The organism is Microvirga sp. P4_A5 (assembly GCF_056402495.1).
The window spans coordinates 79,127-101,603 of sequence record NZ_JBFUHH010000002.1; the positions used below are offsets into that span (position 1 = coordinate 79,127).

At 66.5% G+C, this 22,477-nt stretch carries 16 protein-coding genes; 12 read left to right on the plus strand and 4 right to left on the minus strand.

The window, feature by feature from the left end; genetic code table 11:
* Positions 1-3 precede the first annotated feature (3 nt).
* From AC1DVM_RS01725 to AC1DVM_RS01780, 12 genes are all read left to right on the plus strand, one after another.
* Positions 4-462 carry an HPr kinase/phosphorylase gene (locus AC1DVM_RS01725; RefSeq protein WP_477251486.1) on the plus strand — a complete coding sequence of 153 codons (459 nt, stop codon included), beginning with the start codon at positions 4-6 and terminating at the stop codon, positions 460-462.
* An 89-nt stretch (positions 463-551) separates the two neighbouring features.
* The gene (locus AC1DVM_RS01730; RefSeq protein ID WP_477251488.1) at positions 552-953 is read left to right on the plus strand and encodes a PTS sugar transporter subunit IIA; all 402 of its coding nucleotides are present in this window, start codon (positions 552-554) and stop codon (positions 951-953) included.
* Positions 954-958: 5 nt separating this feature from the next.
* Positions 959-1,273, plus strand: coding sequence for an HPr family phosphocarrier protein (locus AC1DVM_RS01735; RefSeq protein WP_477251490.1), 315 nt, complete (start codon positions 959-961; stop codon positions 1,271-1,273).
* 102 nt (positions 1,274-1,375) lie between these two features.
* Positions 1,376-2,788, plus strand: coding sequence for an adenosylhomocysteinase (gene ahcY / locus AC1DVM_RS01740; protein WP_477251492.1), 1,413 nt, complete (start codon positions 1,376-1,378; stop codon positions 2,786-2,788).
* 345 nt (positions 2,789-3,133) lie between these two features.
* Positions 3,134-5,734, plus strand: coding sequence for a sensor histidine kinase (locus AC1DVM_RS01745; protein ID WP_477251494.1), 2,601 nt, complete (start codon positions 3,134-3,136; stop codon positions 5,732-5,734).
* A 49-nt stretch (positions 5,735-5,783) separates the two neighbouring features.
* Positions 5,784-7,361 (plus strand): tRNA (adenosine(37)-N6)-threonylcarbamoyltransferase complex ATPase subunit type 1 TsaE, encoded by a 1,578-nt coding sequence (tsaE, locus tag AC1DVM_RS01750; RefSeq protein ID WP_477251573.1) that lies wholly within the window; start codon positions 5,784-5,786, stop codon positions 7,359-7,361.
* A 17-nt stretch (positions 7,362-7,378) separates the two neighbouring features.
* Positions 7,379-8,107 (plus strand): nucleotidyltransferase family protein, encoded by a 729-nt coding sequence (locus AC1DVM_RS01755; RefSeq protein WP_477251496.1) that lies wholly within the window; start codon positions 7,379-7,381, stop codon positions 8,105-8,107.
* Complete coding sequence (gene addB / locus AC1DVM_RS01760) at positions 8,104-11,262, plus strand: double-strand break repair protein AddB (RefSeq protein ID WP_477251498.1); 3,159 nt, start codon at positions 8,104-8,106, stop codon at positions 11,260-11,262. The genes AC1DVM_RS01755 and addB overlap by 4 nt, the downstream gene beginning before the upstream one ends.
* Complete coding sequence (addA, locus tag AC1DVM_RS01765; protein WP_477251500.1) at positions 11,259-14,702, plus strand: double-strand break repair helicase AddA; 3,444 nt, start codon at positions 11,259-11,261, stop codon at positions 14,700-14,702. The genes addB and addA overlap by 4 nt, the downstream gene beginning before the upstream one ends.
* 99 nt (positions 14,703-14,801) lie before the next feature.
* Positions 14,802-15,122, plus strand: a complete 321-nt coding sequence (gene trxA, locus AC1DVM_RS01770) for a thioredoxin (protein WP_477251502.1) — start codon at positions 14,802-14,804, stop codon at positions 15,120-15,122.
* A gap of 190 nt (positions 15,123-15,312) precedes the next feature.
* Positions 15,313-15,816: a putative pterin-binding protein gene (locus AC1DVM_RS01775; protein WP_477251504.1), complete on the plus strand. Its 504-nt coding sequence runs from the start codon at positions 15,313-15,315 to the stop codon at positions 15,814-15,816.
* On the plus strand, positions 15,809-17,965 hold the full coding sequence (locus AC1DVM_RS01780; protein ID WP_477251505.1) for a sensor histidine kinase: 2,157 nt from the start codon (positions 15,809-15,811) through the stop codon (positions 17,963-17,965). The genes AC1DVM_RS01775 and AC1DVM_RS01780 overlap by 8 nt, the downstream gene beginning before the upstream one ends.
* 6 nt (positions 17,966-17,971) lie before the next feature.
* Here the strand turns inward: AC1DVM_RS01780 and AC1DVM_RS01785 are convergent, their stop codons facing one another.
* The 4 genes from AC1DVM_RS01785 to trpB form a co-directional block, all read right to left on the minus strand.
* On the minus strand, positions 17,972-19,297 hold the full coding sequence (locus AC1DVM_RS01785) for a bifunctional folylpolyglutamate synthase/dihydrofolate synthase (RefSeq protein WP_477251507.1): 1,326 nt from the start codon (positions 19,295-19,297) through the stop codon (positions 17,972-17,974).
* A 69-nt stretch (positions 19,298-19,366) separates the two neighbouring features.
* On the minus strand, positions 19,367-20,227 hold the full coding sequence (gene accD, locus AC1DVM_RS01790) for an acetyl-CoA carboxylase, carboxyltransferase subunit beta (RefSeq protein ID WP_477251509.1): 861 nt from the start codon (positions 20,225-20,227) through the stop codon (positions 19,367-19,369).
* A 104-nt stretch (positions 20,228-20,331) separates the two neighbouring features.
* On the minus strand, positions 20,332-21,171 hold the full coding sequence (gene trpA, locus AC1DVM_RS01795; RefSeq protein ID WP_477251510.1) for a tryptophan synthase subunit alpha: 840 nt from the start codon (positions 21,169-21,171) through the stop codon (positions 20,332-20,334).
* A 72-nt stretch (positions 21,172-21,243) separates the two neighbouring features.
* Positions 21,244-22,464 (minus strand): tryptophan synthase subunit beta, encoded by a 1,221-nt coding sequence (gene trpB, locus AC1DVM_RS01800; protein ID WP_477251512.1) that lies wholly within the window; start codon positions 22,462-22,464, stop codon positions 21,244-21,246.
* Positions 22,465-22,477: the final 13 nt, after the last annotated feature.

The following is a 22,477-nucleotide window of genomic DNA, read 5'->3' on the forward strand; positions in this document are numbered from 1 at the left end:
CGGATGGCCTCGCCCCAGACCATCCATGCGACCACCATCGTCCTCGGCGAGGCGGGCATCCTGATCCGCGGCGATGCCGGCTCGGGCAAATCGACGCTCGCCCGAAAGCTCATCGGCGATGCCTGCGCGCGGCGTCTCTTCGCGCGGCTGGTCGCCGACGACCGGAGCCGGATCGAGGAGCGGCATGGGAGATTGCTCGCCCGAGGGGTCGAGGCGGTGTCGGGCCTGATCGAGATCCGGGGCATCGGCCTCGAACGGCAGGCGGCCGAGCCGGCCGTGGTGGTGCGGCTGATTGTCGATCTGTCAGCTGACGACCCGCAGCGCCTGCCCGACCCGGCGGACCGGATCACGGCCCTGTGCGGCGTCACGCTGCCGCGGCTGCGCGCCCGAACCGGCGCCGACCTCATCGAAAGCGTGCTCGCACAGACCTGTGGCCTTTACACTGCGGTCATGACAGAGTGATGAAGTTTTTATCGGAACCGCACTTGCGCTCGGCTTCGCAGTGCACAAAATAGCGGCTCCGCTCACGGAGCGATCGGACCAGTAACATTATGATTGGCATGGTGCTCGTCACCCACGGGCAGCTCGCGACCGAGTTCAAGGCCGCGCTCGAACATGTAGTGGGGCCTCAAGAGCAACTCGAAACGATCACGATCGGACCGGACGACGACATGGAGACGCGGCGCAAGGACATCATGGCCGCCGTCTGCCGCGTCAATTCGGGCACCGGGGTTGTGGTGTTGACGGACATGTTCGGCGGAACGCCCTCGAATCTGGCCTTGTCCTGCATGAATGGCAGCACCGTCGAGGTGGTGGCCGGCATCAACCTGCCGATGCTCATCAAGCTCGCCAGCGTCCGCGACGAGGAGGGCCTCGAGGATGCGGTCTCCCACGCCCAGGAGGCCGGCCGCAAGTACATCAACATCGCGTCGCGCGTCCTGACGGGGAAATGAGCCCGATGGATTTCGACGACGATTGCCCGCCCGCGCCCATTCCCGAAGGCGCCGCCCATTGCGAGCTCCCGATCATCAATCGCCGGGGATTGCACGCCCGCGCCTCCGCCAAGTTCGTCCAGACGGTTGAGAAATTCGATTCCGACGTCACCGTCACCCGCTGCGGCGAGACCGTGGGCGGACGCTCGATCATGGGGCTTCTCACCCTCGCGGCCGCCCAGGGCACCACGATCACGGTGACGGCCAAGGGCCCTGACGCCGAAAGCTGCCTCGGCGCGATCGGCGACCTTCTGGCCAACCGCTTCGGCGAAGACGAGTGATCCCGAAAGCCAGCATATAAAGATATCTTTATATCTTGATTGCTTCGCCTCCCGGTCTCTGCTAGACACCCTTCCGATTTCAAACACCCGGAAGAGAGAGCTATGAGCCAGGCTGGCGCAAAGGACTACATCGTCAAGGATATCGGCCTCGCCGATTTTGGCCGCAAGGAAATCTCGCTTGCCGAGACGGAAATGCCCGGCCTCATGTCGGTGCGCGAGGAATACGGCCCGAAGCAGCCGCTCAAGGGCGCGCGCATCGCCGGCTCCCTGCATATGACCATCCAGACCGCGGTGCTGATCGAGACCCTGAAGGCTCTCGGCGCCGACGTTCGCTGGGTGTCGTGCAACATCTATTCGACCCAGGACCACGCCGCCGCGGCGATCGCGGCCTCCGGGATTCCGGTCTTCGCCTATAAGGGCGAAACCCTCACCGAATATTGGGACTACACCGCCAAGCTGTTCGACTGGCACGGCGGCGGCACCCCCAACCTGATCCTCGACGACGGCGGCGACGCGACGATGCTGGTCCATCTGGGCCTGCGCGCCGAGCAGGGCGATGTGGCCTTCCTCGACAAGCCCGATTCGGAGGAGGAGGAGATCCTCTTCGCGCTCATCCGGCGCCTGGTGAAGGAAAAGCCGAAGGGCTGGTTCGCAGAACTCGCCGGCGCCATCAAGGGCGTCTCGGAAGAGACCACCACGGGCGTTCACCGCCTCTACATCATGGCCAAGGAGGGCAAGCTCCTCTTCCCCGCCATCAACGTCAACGACTCGGTCACCAAGTCGAAATTCGACAACCTCTATGGCTGCCGTGAATCCCTCGTCGACGCCATCCGCCGCGGCACCGACGTGATGATGGCCGGCAAGGTCGCCATGGTGGCGGGCTTCGGCGACGTCGGCAAAGGCTCGGCCGCCTCGCTGCGCCAGGCCGGCTGCCGTGTGATGGTATCGGAAGTCGACCCGATCTGCGCATTGCAGGCCGCCATGGAAGGCTACGAGGTCACCACGATGGAGGATGCGGCGACCCGCGCCGACATCTTCGTGACCGCCACCGGCAACAAGGACATCATCACCGTCGACCACATGCGGGCGATGAAGGACCGGGCCATCGTCTGCAACATCGGCCATTTCGACAACGAGATCCAGATCGCGGGCCTCAAGAACCTGACCTGGCAGAACATCAAGCCGCAGGTCGACGAGATCACCTTCCCGGACGGGCACCGGATCATCCTTTTGTCGGAAGGCCGCCTCGTGAATCTCGGCAACGCGATGGGCCATCCGTCCTTCGTGATGTCCGCCTCCTTCACCAACCAGACGCTCGCGCAGATCGAGCTCTGGAGCAATGCGGGCAAGTACGACAAGAAGGTCTACACCCTGCCCAAGCACCTCGACGAGAAGGTCGCGACGCTCCACCTCGAGAAGATCGGCGTGAAGCTGACGAAGCTGCGTCCCGATCAGGCCGCCTATATCGGCGTGAAGGAGACCGGTCCCTTCAAGCCGGATCATTACCGCTACTGAGGCGCACGAATTCGATGGACTTGTCAAAAGCCCGGCACCCGCCGGGCTTTTTTCATGACGGATGGTTTTTCAACGCCCTGGCCCGATGAGACAGTCGGGAGCCCATCCACTGCCTGTCCACAGGTTCTCCCCGAGAATTTTAAGCCGGCTTTAACCCTCTTCCGGGCGGAGTCACCGGTAGTCTAAGGTGGGGGCGATTCGTTCCGATCCGTGGATTTCAACCCGATCGGACGGTTCCGTTCATCGCCTCGTAACGTCTCGTCGGGTTCCAGTCCGACCAGCCACTGCGAATTGCCCCTCGGGGGCGACTTGCCCCGTCAGGGGCCGATTGGGAGTCTTGGGAGAATGCGCGGCAAAGCCGGGCGCGAGGTACGCGCTGCCATACCGGGGACCAAGGCGGGACCGCTCGTCGCCTCCGCGCGCAGGTCACTTCGGCCGCTCTCCCTCGCCCTGTCCCTTCTGTCAGGCGCCTCGCTGACGGCGCTCGCGGCCGAGTTCACCATCCCGCTGACCGATCGCACCATTACCCTGCCGGACGGGGCAGCCGGTCTCCTCCACTCCCTCGACCTTCACAATGCCTATTTCGGCCTTTTCCTCGGGCTCGTCGCGCTCTCGGCCAGCACCGCCGTATTGCTGGTGCGCGAACAGCGCCGCTCGACGCGCCGGGAGCGGGCTCTGCGAACGGAGATCGTGGCCTTGCGCGGCGCCGACGACCTCGCGACCCTCCTGATGGGATCGGAGCGCCAATTGCTGGTGAGTTGGCAGGGACGCGACGGCGAGCCGCGCTTCGAAGGCGATCCGACCATCGTGGGGGACGGCGCGCCGGCCCAGCGCGCCCTCGCCTTCGGCACCTGGCTGCTGCCGGCGGACGCCTCGACGGTCGACACGGCGCTCGAACGGCTGAAGCAGCGGGGCGAAGCCTTCCGCCTGACGGCCCGCACCACTCACGACCGCTTCATCGATGTTGAGGGCCGCACCATCGGCGGCCGGGCGCTGCTGCGGCTGCGGGACGTCACCGGCGATCGCGCCGATCTGCTGCTCGGTCGGTCCGAACTGACGGCGGCGCGCGGCGATCTGCGCGCCATGACGAGCCTGCTCGACGCGGTGGCGCATCCGCTCTGGATTCGCGACGGCGACAACGCATTGGTTTGGGCCAATCAGGCCTATCTGCGGGCGGTCGAGGCCTCCGACGTCGCCGACGCCACCGCGCGCGCGGTGGAATTGCTCGACCGGCCGACGCGCGACGAGGCGGATCGCCAGCGCCGCGATGGCGCGACATTCGCAGCTCGCGTTCCGGCCGTCGTGGCCGGCCAGCGCTCCGTCCTCGACGTGGTGGAGCGGCCGACCGGCAACGGCAGCGCCGGCATCGCCGTCGACGTGTCGGAACTGGAGGCGGTGCGGATCGATCTTCAGCGTCAGATGGACGCCCAGCTTCGCACCCTCGATCAACTCCCCACCGCGGTGGCGATTTTCGACGGCAGCCAGAACCTGATCTTCAGCAACGCCGCCTATCAGCATTTGTGGAATCTCGACGCCGCCTTCCTCGCGTCGCGGCCGACCGACAGCGAAGTGCTCGACCGCCTCCGCGCCGCGCGCAAACTTCCCGAACAGGCCGATTTCCGCGCCTGGAAGGCCGACATCCTGTCCGGCTATCACACGGTCGAGTCGAACCAGACCTGGTGGCACCTGCCCGACCGTCGCACGCTTCGGGTCGTGATCAATCCCAATCCCCGCGGCGGCGTCACCTATCTGTTCGATGACGTCAGCGAGCGCGTGCAGCTCGAATCGCAGGTGAATGCGCTCACCCGGGTCCAGAGCGAAACCCTCGACACCCTGAAGGAGGGCGTCGCGGTGTTCGGCTCCGACGGGCGCCTCAAGCTCTACAACCGCGCCTTCTCCGAGATGTGGGAATTGCCGCAGGATCTCACCGCCCAGCACCCGCATATCGACGCGGTGATCCGCGCCTGCCGCGTGCTTGCGCCCCAGGACGAGCCATGGGTCGATCTGCGCGGGGCCGTCGCGGGGCTGGCGGATCTGCGCATGGGCATGGATTGCCGCATGGACCGGCGCGACGGTTCAGTGCTCGAATGCGCCGCGCAGCCGTTGCCGGATGGCGCGACTCTGCTCACCTTCATCGACGTCACTGCGAGCGTCAGCGTGGCGCGCGCGCTGACGGAGCGCAACGAGGCGCTGGAGCGGGCCTCCCGCCTTCGCGACGAGTTCGTCCACCATGTGTCCTACGAGCTGCGCTCGCCGCTCACGAACGTCATCGGGTTCGCGCAGTTGCTCGGCGACGAGACGGTCGGCACGCTCAACCCGCGCCAGCGCGATTACGCGGATCATATCCTGCGCTCGTCCGGCGCCCTGCTGGCGATCCTCAACGACATTCTCGATCTTGCCTCCATCGATACCGGATCGCTGGAATTGTCTCCCGAGATGGTCGATATCCGCTCGACMATCGATGCCGCCATGCGCGGCATCGAGGACCGACTCGCCGAGGCCTCGTTGACCGTCGACATCGACGTTCCGGCCGATATCGGGTCCTTCGTGGCGGATGGGAAGCGCATACGCCAGATCCTGTTCAACCTGTTGTCGAACGCAGTCGGGTTCTCGTCGCCGGGCCAGAGCATCCGCATCCTTGCCCGCAAGCGGGAGGACGAGGTTCTGTTCGAAGTGAAGGACGAGGGCCGCGGCATCCCGCCCGAGGTGAAGGCGCGGATTTTCGAGCGCTTCGAGAGCCACACGCTGGGAACCCGCCATCGCGGCGTCGGACTGGGATTGTCGATCGTACGTTCGTTCGTGGAATTGCACGGCGGTCGCATCGACCTCGTCTCGGCCCCCGGCGAGGGCACCACGGTTACCTGCATCTTCCCCAATGAACGGCATGAATCGCCCTCGGATGGCCGATCGGGCCAGAATGCGCTACCACCGCTCGCCGCCGAATAGATTCGGACGGTCGCCGAAACGCCACGACGACGACGATAGATTGGACCTTATGCACGCGCAGGATTCATCGCTCTCCGGCTGGACGATCCTTCTGGACGATCACGCGGCGACGGAACGTTTCGCCCGGATCCTCGCCGACGAACTGCGCGCGGGAGATCTTGTCACGCTGTCGGGGGGGCTCGGGGCCGGCAAGACGACGCTCGCCCGCGCGCTCATCCGGCTTTTGTCCGAAGATCCCGACCTCGAGGTTCCAAGCCCCACCTTCACGCTCATGCAGACCTATGAGGCGTCCGCATGCCCGATCGTGCATGCGGATTTCTATCGCCTCGGCGGCGGACAGGAGCTGGTCGAGCTGGGGTGGGACGACGCCACGGAGAACGCCATCACGCTGGTGGAATGGCCGGAGCGCGCCGACGATGCCCTGAAGGCCGAGCGCCTGCATGTGGAACTCGACTTCGCTCCCGGCGCGGAAGGTCGGGGACGTGTCGCCACCCTCACCGGCTCGGGCACCTTCGCGGCGCGCCTGCGGCGCCTGCGGGCGTTCCAGGGACTCGTCGAGAAGAGTGGCTGGGCCGACGCCGTGCGCACGCCGATGCCGAGCGATGCTTCGGTGATCCGCTCGTACGAGCGCCTGGTGAAGCCGCGCGGCGACACGGCGCTTCTGATGATCTCGCCGCCCCGTCCGGTCGGGCCGCCGGTGCGTCGCGGCAGGCCCTACACCACCATCGCCAAGCTCGCCGAGACGGTCCATGCGTTCGTGGCCATGGACAAGGCCCTGCGAGCGCAGGGTTTCAGCGCGCCGCGCATCTACGGGGAGGATCTGGAGGCAGGGCTGCTCCTCGTCGAGGATCTCGGCAACGAACCCTTCGTCGATGCCGATGGGCCGATGCCGGAGCGCTATGCAGAGGCGACACGTCTCCTCGCCAGGCTTCACACCACAGACCTGCCGTCGGTGCTTCCGGTCGGTGACGGCCAGGAGCACGTCATCCCGCCCTACGATCTCGAAGCGCTGCTGATCGAGGTGGAGCTTCTGACGGACTGGTATGTGCCACACATCATCGGCACGCATCTGTCCGGCTCCGCCCGCGCCGAATTCGTCAACATCTGGACCGAGGCGCTGCAGGAAATCCTTGCCGGCCCCACCACCTGGACGCTGCGCGACTACCACTCGCCTAACCTTATCTGGTTGCCCGAGCGCGAAGGGCTCGCGCGGGTCGGCATCATCGACTTTCAGGACGCCGTCATGGGTCCTCCCGCCTACGACGTGGCGTCCCTTCTGCAGGACGCGCGCGCCACCGTGCCGCCGGACCTCGAACTGAAGCTGATCGGCGTCTATGCGCGCGAGCGCCGCGCCGCCGACCCGCAATTCGACGTGGCGGCCTTCGCGCGCGCCTATGCGATCATGGGGACGCAGCGCGCCACCAAGATTCTCGGAATCTTCGCGCGTCTCGACCGGCGCGACGGCAAGCCGCATTACCTCCGGCACCTTCCGCGCATCGAAGCCTATCTGATGCGCAACCTCGCTCATCCGTCGCTCGTGAAGCTCAAAGGATGGTATGAGAATTATCTGCCGCGCCTGATTCCGCATATCGACGACGCCGAACCCGAATCCCCTCCCGCGCCGTAAAGCCAGAGCCGCCGCCCTTGTCCCAGACCCACGCACCCACCACCGCCATCGTGCTCGCAGCGGGTCTCGGCCGGCGCATGCTCCCGCTCACCGCTTCCATGCCGAAGCCGCTCGTGAAGGTGGGCGGCCGCACGCTGATCGACTTCGCGCTCGATCGCCTGGACGAGGCGGGCATGGAAATGGTGGTGGTCAACGTGCACCATTTCGCCGACATGATGGAGGCGCATCTGCGCACCCGCCGACGCCCCGTCATCGTGGTGTCGGACGAGCGCGAGGCGGTTCTCGAAACCGGCGGCGGCGTCAAGAAAGCACTGCCCCTGCTGGGGGCCTCGCCCTTCATCACGTTCAATTCCGATTCGATCTGGGTCGAAGGCGAAAGCCCCAACCTGTCACGCCTGATCGCCGCGTGGGACCCGGAGCGAATGGACATCCTCATGCTCGTGGCGCCGCGCGAGACGAGTGTCGGTTATGAAGGCGAGGGCGATTTCAGCCGCGGCGACTCGGGCCGCCTGCGGCGGCGCCGACAGGGCGAAACCGTGCCGTTCGTCTATGCGGGCGTCGCCATCGTGAAATCCGAGATCGTGCAAGACACGCCCGAAGGCCCGTTCTCCGCCAACCTCTTCTACGACCGCGCCATCGCGAGAGACCGTCTCTTCGGGCTCGAACTCGACGGCCAGTGGCTGCATGTGGGCGAGCCGCACGCCATCGCCGAGGCGGAAGCCTGCCTGCTTGCCGGGGCGCGATGACAGCGGGCGCTTCGCATCTCTTCACCATCCCGCCGGGCAGCCCTTTTCTGCCGACCCTGGTGGACGCGCTCTTCGACGGCCGCCTGGTGGGGCCGTTATCCGACGATCCGGCGGCGCTCGCCGACATCACCATCTATGTGCCGACCCGGCGCGCCACCCGCGCGCTGATCGCCCTGCTGGCCGAGCGGGGCGGCGCGAAAGCGCAGCTCCTGCCGCGCATCGTGCCTCTGGGCGAAGCGGACGAGGCCGAGTTCGAGCTGACGGGACTGGAAGGTTCGCCGCTGGAGGAATCCGCATCGCTGAAACCGCCGATCCCGCCGCTGGAACGCCGGCTGATCCTGACGCGGCTGATCCAGCGCTGGTCGGCGCAGGTCGATCGGACGCTTCTGCAGCTCGGGCCCGATGTGCCCTTTCTCGTGCCCGGATCACCCGCCGATGCAGTCAATCTCGCGGCGGATCTCGAGACGCTCATGGATTCCTTCACCACCGAGGGAATCGACTGGCACGCGCTGGAACTGGCGGTGGACGCCGATTTCTCCGAGTATTTCCGCATCACACGGAACTTCGTGCAGATCGTCAGTGAATACTGGCCGCGGATTCTCGCGGAGCGGCAGGCCAGCGACCCGGCAGCGCGGCGCGGCGCCCTCATCGAGGCCGAGGCGCGCCGTCTCGATCGTGTGYGGCCTGGGACACCGATGATCGTCGCAGGCTCCACCGGCTCGATCCCCGCGACCGCCAACCTCATGGCGGCGATCGCACGCCTGCCGAAGGGCGCGATCGTGCTGCCCGGCCTCGATACGGATCTCGACGAAGAGAGCTGGCGCAAGATCGGCGGCGTCGGCGACGACGATACCGATCCGACGCACACCCACCCGCAGGCAACGCTGCGGCGGCTGGTGGACAACCATCTGCGGGTCAGGCGATCCGAAATCGTCGTGCTGGGGCAGGCCACGGAGGCGGCAACGGCGCGGACGCACGTTCTCTCCGAAGCGCTGAGGCCCGCCGAGACGACCGATCTCTGGTCGGAGATTCCCACGAACGCGCGCCTGTCGCTTGCGCAGGCCGGTTGCGCCGGCATCGCTGTGGTGGAAGCGACGGACGAGCGCGAGGAGGCGCTCGCAATCGCGGTGGCGTTGCGCGAAACGCTCAACGATCCGCACCGGAGCGCGGCGCTCGTGACGCCCGATCGGGCGCTCGCGGCGCGGGTCGCGGCTGAACTGGCACGCTGGAATATCGCCGTCGAGGATTCGGCCGGATGCGCGCTCGCTGATACGCCGACGGGGCGTCTGGCGCGGCTTGCGGCGGAGGCCGCCGCCGAGGACCTCAGGCCTCTGCCGGTCCTGTCGCTTCTCGCCCATCCGCTGGTGCGTCTCGGTTGGCCGCGCGAGACTGTCGCGCATGCCGCGTCCGTTCTCGAAATCGGCGTCCTGCGCGGCCCCACGCCCGGCGAGGGCCTCGCCGGCATGCGCACGACATTGGCCAGAAACCGCAGCGAGAAGAGCCGCCGGGCACCGCGCGCGCGACAGCGGCTGACCGAGACGGATTGGGATCAGGCCGACGCCCTGCTGCGGCGGCTGGAAGCGGTCTTTGCGACTTTTTCGCCGGCCTTCCACGGCGAAGGCACGCTCGATCTCATCGCCCTGACCGAGCACCATCGTCGCGCGGTCGAAGCGCTCATGGCGCCGCCCCCGCACGATGCCGGCGATGCGCGCGACTCCTCGACAGAAGCGCTGATGGCGCTGTTCGACGATCTCGAAATGTCGGAAATCCGCTCGGAGGAAGATCAGCCGCTGCAAGGGCGGTTCGTCGATTATCCGGCGTTCTTCACCACCCTCGCGAAGCAGCAGAATCTCAGTCCGTCGCCCCGCTCGACGCATCGCCGCGTCAAGATCCTCGGCCTCCTCGAAGCGCGGCTCCTGTCGGTGGATCGGATCGTACTGGGCGGGCTCGACGAGGGCACATGGCCGCCGCGCACGATCACCGACGCGTTTCTCAACCGGCCCATGCGCGCCCGCGTCGGCCTTGCGCCGCCCGAGCGCCGCATCGGCCAGACGGCGCACGATTTCGTTCAGGCTCTCGGCACCCACGATGTGGTCATCACCCGGGCGCAGAAGCGCGACGGGTCGCCCATGGTGCCGTCGCGGTTCCTGCAACGGCTGAAGGCGTTCTCGGGCGACGAGGTCTGGTCGCGCATGGCGGCGGGAGGAAACCGCTATCGTGATTGGGCGCGGATGCTCGACGCGCCGAGGCCCGCGCCGCCGCTCCCCCGTCCCCGTCCCCTGCCCGACCCGGCCCTGTTTCCGCGCAATCTCAGCGTGACCGAGATCGAGATTCTGGTGCGCGATCCCTACTCGATCTTCGCGCGCCACATCCTCAAGCTCGACGCCCTCGACGCACTGGCGGTGGCGCCGGGCGCGGCGGATCGCGGCACGATCATCCACGAGGTTCTGGGCCAATTCGCACAGACCTATCCGCGTGAGTTGCCAGCGCACGCCCATGAAGAACTGCTTGGACGCGGCGCGAAGGAATTCGCCCGCATCGCCGAAGCGTTTCCGGAACTCTATGCGGAATGGTGGCCGCGCTTCGAGCGTCTGGCGACCGAGTTCCTACTCTGGGAAACGCACCGCCGGCCCGACATTCTCGACGTCTACGCGGAATGCTCGGGCGCGCTCCCCATCCCGCTTGCCGACGGCACCGTGTTCACCCTGCGCGCGCGCGCGGATCGGATCGAGCATCGCCGTGACGGCGGTTTCACCATCGTCGATTTCAAGACCGGGCAGCCGCCCGGGATCCGCGAGGTCTATGCGGGGTTTTCGCCCCAGCTCACCCTTGAGGCGATGATGCTCATGCGCGCGGCCTTCAGAGGGTTGCCGGCCGCGAAGGACACGCCGGACCTGCTCTACATGCACACCACCGGCGGGCGCGAGCCCATGACGCCGCGCCCGATCGGACCGACCGGGAAGGAGACGCGGCTCGTCTCGGAGATCGTCGAGGAACATGCGCGCCGCTTCGAGGGCATGATCGCCCGTTTCGTCAAAGGCGAAGCGCCGTATCTTTCGCGGCCCTTCCCCAAATATGCGCGCCGCTATTCGGATTACGACCATCTGGCGCGGGTGAAGGAATGGTCGCTGGTGAGCGGCGAGGGACTCGAATGAGAACCGATCTGGTGATCCCGTCCTACACCCGGGAGGCRCAGCGCCGCGCCGCCAATCCGCGCGCATCCGCGTGGGTGTCGGCCAATGCGGGAGCGGGCAAAACCAAGGTGCTCACCGACCGCGTCGTGCGGCTCCTCCTCGACGGTTGTCCGCCCGGCCGCATCCTGTGCCTGACCTTCACGAAGGCCGCCGCGGCAAACATGGCGATCCGCGTCTTTGAATTGCTCGGCCGATGGGTGACGCTCGACGACGAGAGCCTGATCGCGCAATTGACCGAACTCGAAGGCCGCGTCCCGAGCCGCGAACAGGTGCGCCTCGCGCGTACGCTGTTTGCTCGCGCGGTCGAGACGCCGGGTGGGCTCAAGATCGACACCATCCACGCATTCTGCGAGCGGCTTCTGCATCTCGTGCCGTTCGAGGCCAACGTGCCGGCGCGGTTCGCGGTCCTGGATGAGAACCAGAGCGGCGAGATGCTCGCGGAGGAAACCGCCAACGTGCTGGCGGATTCGGCCAGTGGCGATTATCCGGCGCTGCACGATGCGCTTTCCGTCGTCAGCGTGGAGGCGGCGGGCGAAAAGCTCACGGCCGCGCTGACCGCGGCGCTGCGCTGCAAGAGCTTTCTGCGCCATCCCGGCGGCATCGCGGCCGGATTGGCAGATCTGCGCACGGCGCTGGGTCTTGAGGTTGGCGAGGATGTGACGTCGGTCGAGCGCGCCATGCTGGAAGGCGGGATTGCGCCATCGGAATGGTCGGTGCTCGCGGGCGAATTGCGCACCGGCAAGGCCACGGACGAGAAACGCGCGGATTCGCTCGTGGCGGCGGCCCTTGCGGAGCGGACGGACGACCGGTTGGCGCATTACCTCGACGTCTTCTTCACCCAGGAGGACACGCCGCGCAAATCATCCGCTTTCTTCACCAAACAGGTCCCGCCGCAGGCCGCCGAGCGGCTCATCGCAGAGCAGGCGCGCGTCGTCGCCCTCACATCGAAACGCAACGCGGCGCTCGCCCTGCAACGCACGAGCGCCCTTTTCACCCTCGCGGCGGAAATCGGCGCGCGCGTCGAGCAGGCCAAGGCCCGGTATGGCGCACTCGACTTTCAGGACCTCATCGACAAGACATTGGCGCTGCTGTCGCGAGGCGACACCGCCTGGGTGCTCTACAAGCTCGATCGCGGCATCGACCATGTGCTGATCGACGAAGCGCAGGATACGAACCCCGAGCAATGGGACATCCTGCATCGCATCACGGCGGATTTCACCACCGGATTCGGCGCCACCGGATCGCGGATTCGCACGCTCTTCGCGGTGGGCGATCCCAAGCAGTCGATCTATGGCTTTCAAGGCGCGGAGCCACGCAAGTTCGAGGAAAGCCGGCGGGACTGGAAACGCAAGGTCGCGGATGCGGCGCTGGCTTTCGAAGACGTGAGCCTCACGCTGTCGTTCCGCTCCACGCCCGCGGTCCTCTCCGCCGTCGACGCGACCTTCGCGGTCGACTCGCATTTCAAGGGTTTGTCGTTCGATGAGGTCGCGGTCGGCACCGTGCATGAGAGCGCCCGCCCGAATGTGCCGGGCCGCGTCGAACTCTGGCCCGTCGTCTTCGCGCAGGACGATGACGAGCCCGACGCCTGGGCGCTGCCGGTGGACGCTTCCGAACGGCAGGCGCCGCCCGTCGTGGTGGCGGGACGCATCGCCGATCTGGTGAGAAGCTGGACCACGAGCGGCGACGAAACCGGACGGGTCTGGAAAGCCGGCGACGTGCTGGTGCTGGTGCGCAAGCGCGGCGCGGCCTTCGAGGCCATGATCCGGGCCCTGAAGGAAAAGGGCGTGCCGGTGGCGGGCGCGGACCGGCTCAATATCGGCGAACATATCGCCGTCATGGATCTGGTGGCGGCGGGACGCGCGGCTTTGCTGCCCGACGACGACCTGACCCTCGCGACGGCGCTGAAATCGCCCCTCGTCGGTCTCACCGACGACGACCTGATCCGCATCGCGGCCTATCGGGACGACGACGAATCGCTTCTGGCGGCGCTCGAACGGCACGCGACCCGCGACGACCCTGCCGCGCAGCGCGCTTGCGAAGCCCTCGCCCGCTGGCGCGAGATGGCGCGCCAGCATGGTCCCTTCGGGTTTTTCGCGTTTCTGCTCGGGCCGATGCGCGGTCGCGCCCAATTGGTGGCGCGGCTCGGCAGCGAGGCCGGGGATGCCATCGACGCGTTCCTCTCCGCCGCCCACCAATCCGAGCAGCTCGACACCCCCTCGCTGGTGACGTTCCTCGACCGTTTCGAATCCGCCGACCATACGATCAAGCGCGATCTGGACTCCACCAACGACGAGGTGCGGGTGATGACCGTGCACGGCGCCAAGGGCCTCGAAGCGCCGCTCGTCTTCCTGTTCGACGGTTGCGCCGTGAAGGGCGCCGACCCGATCCTGCTGGAGCTTCCCACGGGTGGCGACCGGACGGTGCCGGTATGGTCGCCCGGCAAGGCCTTCGATTCCGAAGTCATCACCGCCGCGCGGGCCCTCTGCCATGACAAGGCTGCCGAGGAGCACAACCGCTTGCTCTACGTGGCGATGACCCGCGCCAAAGACCGGCTGGTGGTGGCGCCCTATTTGACCAGCGGCAAGAATGCCAGGCCCGAGGCATGGTCGGAAATGATCCGCCACGGGCTGGGCCTGCGGCCTGGTGCGCTGGAGCCGGTCGAGGCGACCTTCGGTCCGATCGAGATCTGGCGGCAGGGGCCGGATGAAACCGCAGCGACGGCCGGAATCGACCCGGCGGCAGCCGCGCGCGGGTCCATGCCCGACTGGCTCTTGCAGAGCGTGGCGCCCGAGCCGGAGCCGCTGCCGCCGGTGCGCCCGTCGAGCGCGCTCGGCGCCGCCGAACGGATGACCCGGCCCGGAGACGGGCCCTACGCGCCCGAGGCGCGGCTGCGCGGCACGATCGTCCATGCGCTTCTGGAACGGCTCCCGGCTTTGCCAACGGAGCACCGCGCAGCCATGGCGACGGCCTACGTCAAGGCGAGGGCGCCCAGGTTGGCCCCGGCCCTGCGACAGACGTTCGTCAGCCATGCGCTGAGCGTGATGGAGGACCAGGCGCTCGCGCCCCTGTTCGGCCCCGGCTCGCGCGCCGAAGCACCCTTGGCGGGGCGGGTCGGCACCGTGGACGGCGAAGTCTTCGTGTCGGGCCAGATCGACCGGCTGGCGGTGCTGGAAACGGAGGTTCTCGTGGCGGATTTCAAGACGACGGCGCGGCCGCCGCGCGAAGGCGCCCCGCCGCCGCAATCCTACGTGACCCAGCTCGCCCTCTATCGCCGGTTGCTCCAGGAAATCTACCCGGCGAAACGCATCCGGGCCTTCCTGGTCTGGACTGCCGGCCCGGTCGTCCAGGAATTGTCGGAGGCGGATCTCGAGGCCGCCCTTGCGCTCATCAAAGCCGCGTGAGGCTTGCCGCCTCGCTTGATTCCCGAGGACCCGGTTCTTACCTTGAGCGACAGTGTCCGCGGCTCGCGACTGAGTCGCCGCAACAAAAGGTGAGTTTTAATGGCGACCGTGAAGGTGACCGATTCGAGTTTCGGCGAGGACGTCCTCAAATCCTCCGAGCCCGTGGTGGTGGATTTCTGGGCCGAGTGGTGCGGCCCCTGCCGCATGATCGGTCCGGCTCTCGAAGAGATTTCGGCCGAAATGGACGGCAAAGTGAAGATCGTGAAGCTGAACGTGGATGAGAACCCCCAGGTCTCGTCGCAATACGGCATCCGCTCGATCCCAGCCCTGATGATGTTCAAGGACGGCAAGGTCGTGGCCCAGAAGATCGGCGCCGCCCCCAAGGGCGATCTCGCCAAATGGATCCAGGCATCGGCCTGACGCGACAGGACGCGCCGGTTCGCCGGCCGTAAGGCGTTCAAGAGGGCCCCCGAGGGGGCCCTTTTTCGTTCCGATGGAATATTCACGCGGATTTCGTATTCTGTTCCTTAGAGGAACTAAATCCGAAAACTTGGCTGGACGTAGGGGCGACAGGGTATAATATGGCGTTGCTCGCCATTCGGAGCCGACGATGCGGCACTGTCTTGTCCTTCTGCTCTTGATCCTTTCGCCGCTCCGCTCCGCCGAGGCACAAGAGACCCTACCCTCGCCAACGGGAGAAGTGCTCCTCACCGTCACCGGCAAGGTGGCGAGGACGAACGGACCGAACGGCGCCGAATTCGACCGCTCGATGCTCGAGGCGCTCGGTGTCGTGAGTATCCAGACGTCCACAAGCTTCACCGACGGGCGAAAGACTTTCGAGGGGGTGCCTCTCGGGGTCGTTCTGGCCCGCATCGGCGCGCGGGGCACGACCTTGAAGGCCACCGCGCTGAACGATTATTCCATCTCGCTCCCCGTCTCCGACCTGACACACGATCCGATCCTGGCGATGCGCATGGACGGGGTGCTTCTGACGCCGAGAGACAAGGGCCCCTTGTGGATCGTGTTCCCGAAAGACCGCCTCGGCTCCCTCATGGAGGGGGCGGAGAACGATTCCAAATGGGTGTGGCAACTCGACAGGCTCGACGTTGAGTAAAACCCGCCGTCTGAGAGAGCGCCTGCCGGCCGGCTCCGCCCTCGCATCCGGCCTCGTCATCGCTGTGCTCGTAGGCATCTCCGGCTTCAACTTCTCCCGGCTCGTGGAGATGCGTCAGGAATTCCAGAAGGACGCGCTCTACGTGGTGCTGTGGCCTGTCACGCAGGCCCAGTATCAGGTCGCCCGTCTGGCGGATCGTCTGGCGCCGCCTGAGCCGGACGTGAGCGCCGACGCTCAGAAAACTCTCGCCGCGCGGCAGTTGGACGTCGCCGTCAGTTCCCTTTCCCAACTGCTCGAGGGCCATTTCCGCCAGGTCCTGGCGAATTACGGCTACCTCGACAAGGTACGGGGCCATTACACGAACTTCGCGCGCCTCGCCGCCGAGGATCTCGGCAGGCCCGGTCGCGAAGCGGAGTCCCGAATTCGCGACTACGCCCGCGTCGCGGGCGCAGACCTGCGCGATCTCGCCAACCGGATCGTGCTGGAAAGCAACGCCTATGTGAAGGATCTGCGAACGCGCTACCTGCAGATGCTGATCGAAACCGCGGTGGCGTTCCTGTGCCTCCTGCTCGCGTCGGTCTTCTTCACCGTGAACTTTCTGAGAAGCGTGAACGAAAACAAGCGCACCCGGCAGCGGTTGATCGAGCAGGAGGAGCTTGCCGATCTCGTCATCAACAACGTCACCAGCCAAGGCATCGTCATATTCGACCAGAACCTGACCTGCCTCTTGTTCAACCCGGGCATGGAGACTTTGCTGGGACTGAGGGCTGCCGATGTGACCGGCACCGACATTCGCGAGCGTGTACCGCTCTTCCGCAAACCTTCCCTCGACATCATGCTGCAGGCGGCGATCGGGGGCACTCATTCGGTGATCGAGGATGAGGGCTTGTCGCCAACAGGACAGGATCGTCTGCTGGAGATCCACAGCTATCCCCTGAGAACCGCCGGGCGGCGGCTGGGCATCGCGTTCGTGCTCGACATGAGCCAGCACTGGAAGGCCCGCCGGCAGGCGGAGCGGCAGAATGTCGATCTCGAAAACCAGGTGAAGCAACGCACCGTCGCGTTACAGCAGGCGGAACGTCGTCTCATCGCCGCCATTGAGACCGCCCCGGAGGGCTTCGCCGCGTTCGACGCCGGCGGGCACCTTCTGTTCGCCAACGAGCGCATCCGGGAGGCCGCGGCCGTGCCCACCGGCGGCGAACAATTGACGCTCTCCGACTTCGTCGACCGTCTCATTCCGATGGGAAGCACCGATCTCCCGCTGGCTCAAGTCGACAGCCCGTTCGCGGGGATCGCCACCGACCTGCAGCTCACCGGCGATACCTGGGCGCATCTTTCCGTCACCAGGGCGGATGGCGGCACGATCTTCATGCGCCTCACCGACATCACGCAGCACAAACGCGCCTCGAACGCTCTCGTGTCGGCGCTCGATCGCGAACGCGAGACGACCGGCGCCTACCGCAATTTCGTCTCCATGGTGTCCCACCAGTTCAGGACACCACTGGCGATTCTCGATTCCAGCGCGCAGCGCCTCCTGCGGCAGACCGGAGCCGTGACGCCACAGGATCTTTCGCTGCGAATCCGGCGCATGCGCGGGGCGATCAGCCGGTTGACCCATCTGGTCGACAGCGTCTTGAACGCCGCGAGACTCGATGAGGGCCAGATCGAGGTCCAGCCGGCCATCTGCAATCTCGTCGATCTCGTGGAGGAACATTGCGAAAGGCAGCGCGAGCTGACGCCGCATGCCTCCATCGCGCTTCGAGCCGATGCGCCGAACGTGCAGGCCTATTGCGACGGCCTGTTGATCGAGCAGGTGATCGTCAACCTGTTGTCGAACGCGGTGAAATATTCAGGCGAGCATCCGCGCATCGACGTGCGGGTGTGGTCTGACGGCTCGAGGGCCTATTGCTGTGTGGCGGACAGGGGCGTTGGAATCCCGGCCGACGAGGTCCCGCGGATCTTCGACCGGTTCTACCGGGCCCGCACGGCGGTGGGGATCGCCGGGACGGGCATCGGGCTCAATTTCGCGCAGAAGATCATGCAACTCCATGGCGGAACGATCGACGTCCGCAGCGACGTTGCGCTGGGCTCGGCCTTTACCTTCGATCTGCCCGTGCGACAGGCCGATCTCGATACGAAAGCGGCGTGACGCGGGTTATTGCGGCAACGTGCCGTTGGCTGCCAGCACCTCGCCCGCGAGATACAGCGAGCCGCAGATCAGCACGCGCGGCGGGCGCTCCCACACATAATCGCGCAGGGACGCGAGAGCCGATTCGACGCTTGCCTGCACGGACGCGGTGAGGCCGACGCCCGCCGCGATGGAGGCGACCTCATCGGCCGGACGCGCGGCGATCTGACCACCGATCGGCACTGCGATGACCTCTCGCGCGAGGCCGATGAAATTGCGGAAGAACGCGTCCGAATCCTTGGTGCCCAGCATGCCCACGATCAGCACCAGCGGAAGGTCGTGGCGCTCGCTCTGGTCGGCCATGGCGGCAGCCAGAACCCGGCCGCCATCCGCGTTGTGCCCGCCATCGAGCCACAATTCGCTGCCCTCGGGGGCGAGCCCCGGCAGACGGCCCTTGGCAAGGCGCTGCAAGCGTCCCGGCCATTCGGCCCGGGTGAGACCCGCCTCGAAAGCCGCCGTCTCGAATTGCTCGAACCCGGCGGCGCGCAACGCCGCGATCGCCGTGCCCGCGTTGATGTATTGATGGCGCCCGACGAGACGGGGCCGCGGGAGGTCGAGCAGGCCTTTCTCGTCCTGATAGACGAGCCGTCCACCCTCCTCGTGCACCGAGAAATCCTGCATGCCGACGATGATGGGCGATGCGCCGATGCGCTCGGCCTCGGCGCGCAGGGTCTGGTCGGCCGGGAGATAATCCTGGGGCGCGATCACCGCCGGGCAGCCACGCTTGAAGATGCCGGCCTTCTCGCGCGCGATGCCTTCGAGCGTGGTGCCGAGATATTCCGCGTGGTCATGCCCGATCGAGGTGACGACCGCGGCCGCCGGATGATCGATCACGTTGGTCGCGTCGAACTGGCCGCCGAGGCCCACTTCGAGCAGCAGGACGTCGGCGGGTTCTTCGGAGAACAACAGGATCGCCGCCGCCGTGGTGATTTCGAACACGGTGATCTGCTCGCCGGCATTCACCGCCTCGCAGCGGCGGAACGCTTCCACGAGCCGCTCCTCGGTGACGTATTGTCCGCCGTTGAGGCGCCCGAGGCGGATGCGCTCGTGGAAGCGCACCAGATGCGGCGACGTATAGACATGGACCGCGAGCCCGGCGCTTTCGAGGATCGCCCGCATGAACGCGATGGTCGAACCCTTGCCGTTGGTGCCCGCCACGTGGATCACCGGCGGCAGGCGCCGCTCCGGATGGCCGAGCTGCGCCAGCAGCCGCTGGATGCGGCCCAGCGACAGATCGATGGTCTTCGGATGCAGCGCGAGAAAGCGCGCGATCAGCGCATCTGACGAATCCATGCGGAACGTCCCTTTCGCATGAAACGGCGATCCGGCAGCCGGATGCTCATGCGCGACAGAGTGAAGAAATCAGGCCGCTTGGGCGGTCGCGTTCGTAAACAGGCTGGCAAGCCGCGCCACGGTGCCCTTCACGTCATGACGGTGCACCACCATGTCGACCATGCCGTGATCCTTCAGGTACTCGGCGCGCTGGAACCCGTCCRGCAGCTTTTCGCGGATCGTCTGCTCGATGACGCGGGGGCCCGCAAAGCCGATGAGCGCGCCCGGTTCGGCGATATGGACGTCGCCAAGCATGGCGTAGGACGCAGTGACCCCGCCGGTGGTGGGATTCGTCAGCACCACGATGTAGGGCAGCTTCGCCTCGCGCAGGCGGCGGATGCCGACGGTCGTGCGAGGCATCTGCATGAGGGACAGGATCCCCTCCTGCATGCGCGCGCCGCCCGAGCCTGCGAACAGGATATAGGGGGTCCTCTTCTCCAGCGCCGTCATGGCGCCCTTCACGAAGGCCTCGCCCGCCGCCATGCCCAGCGACCCGCCCATGAAGCCGAAATCCTGCACCGCGATGGTCATGGGGATGTTCTCGACGCGGCCGAACCCGACCTTGAAGGCGTCCTGCTGGCCTGTCTTGGCGCGAGCGTCCTTCAGGCGGTCGATATAGCGCTTCTCGTCGCGGAACTTGAGAGGGTCGATTGCCACTTCCGGCAGCGCCACGTCGAGCCATGTGCCGCCGTCGAACATCAGGCCGAGGCGCTGCGAGGCGGAGATGCGCATGTGGTGGTTCGAGCCGGGGATGACCCATTGGTTCGCCTCCACGTCCTTGTGGAACACGACCTGCCCTGTATCCGGGCACTTGATCCACAGATTGTCGGGCGCCTCGCGCTTGAAGAGCGTCTTGATCTTCGGGCGAACGACTTCGGAAATCCAGTTCATGACTTTGTCCTTTCGCGTGATGCCCGGAGCCGGTCCGGGCACCCGCGCCTGTGGCGCAGCGGGCGTCGAAAGCCGGGACGAACCCAGCCAGGACGCCGGTTAGTTTACGCCGCCGCCCGCTTGTTCACCGAGCGCACGCCTTCGCTCAATTCCTTCACCAATGTGGTGACGGCCTCGACCGAGCGCGAGGTGGCGCGATCCTGATCGTCGAGCGTGCCCTTGAGGACGTCGATCAGCGCGGACCCGACCACGACCCCATCGGCACCCTTGGCCACAGCAGCGGCATGCGCGCCGCTCTTGACGCCGAACCCCACCACGACCGGCAACGGCGTATGCCGTTTGATCCGCTCCACCGCCGTGGCGACCTTGCCGAAATCGGGGGTCGCCATACCGGTGATGCCGGTGATTGAAACGTAATAAACGAACCCGGCCGTGTTGGCGAGCACCGCCGGCAGGCGCTTGTCGTCGGTGGTGGGGGTTGCGAGGCGGATGAAGGCCAGACCGGCCTTGAGGGCCGGCAAGCATAACTCGTCGTCCTCCTCGGGGGGCAGGTCGACCACGATCAAACCATCCACGCCCGCCGCCTTGGCGTCGACCAGAAAGCGGTCGCGGCCGTAGGTGTGTATCGGGTTGAAATAGCCCATGAGAATGACAGGCGTCTCTTGATCGTCGTCACGAAAACGGCGGATCAGCTCCAGCGTCCTGACGGTGTTCTGCCCCACCTTCAGCGCCCGCAATCCCGCCGCCTGAATGGCCGGACCGTCCGCCATGGGATCGGTGAAGGGCAGGCCGATTTCGACGATGTCGGCCCCGGCCTTCGGCAGGCTTCGGAGGATCTCGAGCGATGTCTCGGGGTCGGGGTCGCCCGCCATCACATAGGTGACGAGGGCCGCGCGGCCCTCCTGGCGGCATTTGGCGAAACGGGCTTCGATGCGAGTTGTCATGGGCGGTCCCATAGCATGTGGACGCGGATAGGGGAAAACCCCGGCTTGGGACGTCGACGAACGGTTCGCCCCCTACCCGATCTCCATCTTCAGGTGTTCGGCGATCTGGTTCAGGTCCTTGTCGCCCCGCCCGCTGATGTTCACCACCATCAGGTGATCCTTCGGCTTCGTCGGCGCGAGATCCTTGACCTTGGCGAGCGCGTGGGCGGGTTCCAGCGCCGGCAGGATGCCTTCGAGGCGGGCGCAGAGCTGGAAGGCTTCCAGCGCCTCGTTGTCGGTGGCCGAGAGATAGGTCACCCGGCCCATCTCGTGGAGCCACGAATGCTCTGGCCCGATCCCCGGATAATCGAGGCCGGCCGAGATCGAATGGGCGTCGGCGATCTGGCCGTCATCGTCCATCAGCAGATAGGTGCGGTTGCCGTGCAGCACGCCCGGGCGGCCGCCAGAGAGAGACGCCGCATGGAGCTTGTCGAGGCCATGGCCGGCCGCTTCCACCCCGTAGATCTCGACGCTGCGATCGTCCAGGAAGGGATGGAACAGCCCGATGGCGTTGGAGCCCCCGCCGATGCAGGCGACGAGCGAATCCGGCAGCCGGCCTTCCGCCGCCATCATCTGCTCGCGGGTCTCGTTGCCGATGACGCATTGGAAATCGCGCACCATGGCGGGATAGGGATGCGGACCCGCCACCGTGCCGATGCAGTAGAAGGTATCGGACACGTTGGTGACCCAGTCCCGCAGGGCCTCGTTCATGGCGTCCTTGAGGGTGCGGGTGCCGGATTGCACCGGCACGACCTTGGCGCCCAGCATGTTCATGCGGAACACGTTGGGCTTCTGCCGCTCCACGTCGACCGCGCCCATATAGACGATGCACTCGAGCCCGTAGCGCGCGCAGAGGGTGGCGGTGGCCACCCCGTGCTGGCCGGCGCCGGTCTCCGCGATGATCCGCTTCTTGCCCATGCGGCGGGCGAGAAGGATCTGGCCCAGCACGTTGTTCACCTTGTGGGCGCCGGTGTGGTTCAGCTCTTCGCGCTTGAAGTAGATTTTCGCGCCGCCCAGATGCTCGGTGAGGCGCTCGGCGAAATAGAGCGGGCTCGGACGACCGATGTAATGGGTCATCATGGAGCTCATCTCGGCATGGAAGGCCGGGTCCGCCTTGGCGTCCGCATAGGCCTTTTCGAGATCGAGCACGAGGGGCATCAGGGTTTCGGCCACGAAGCGACCGCCAAAAATGCCGAAATGGCCGCGCTCGTCCGGTCCGGTGCGGAAGGAATTGGGTTGAGCCTGATTTGTCACGCCGGTCCTGCCT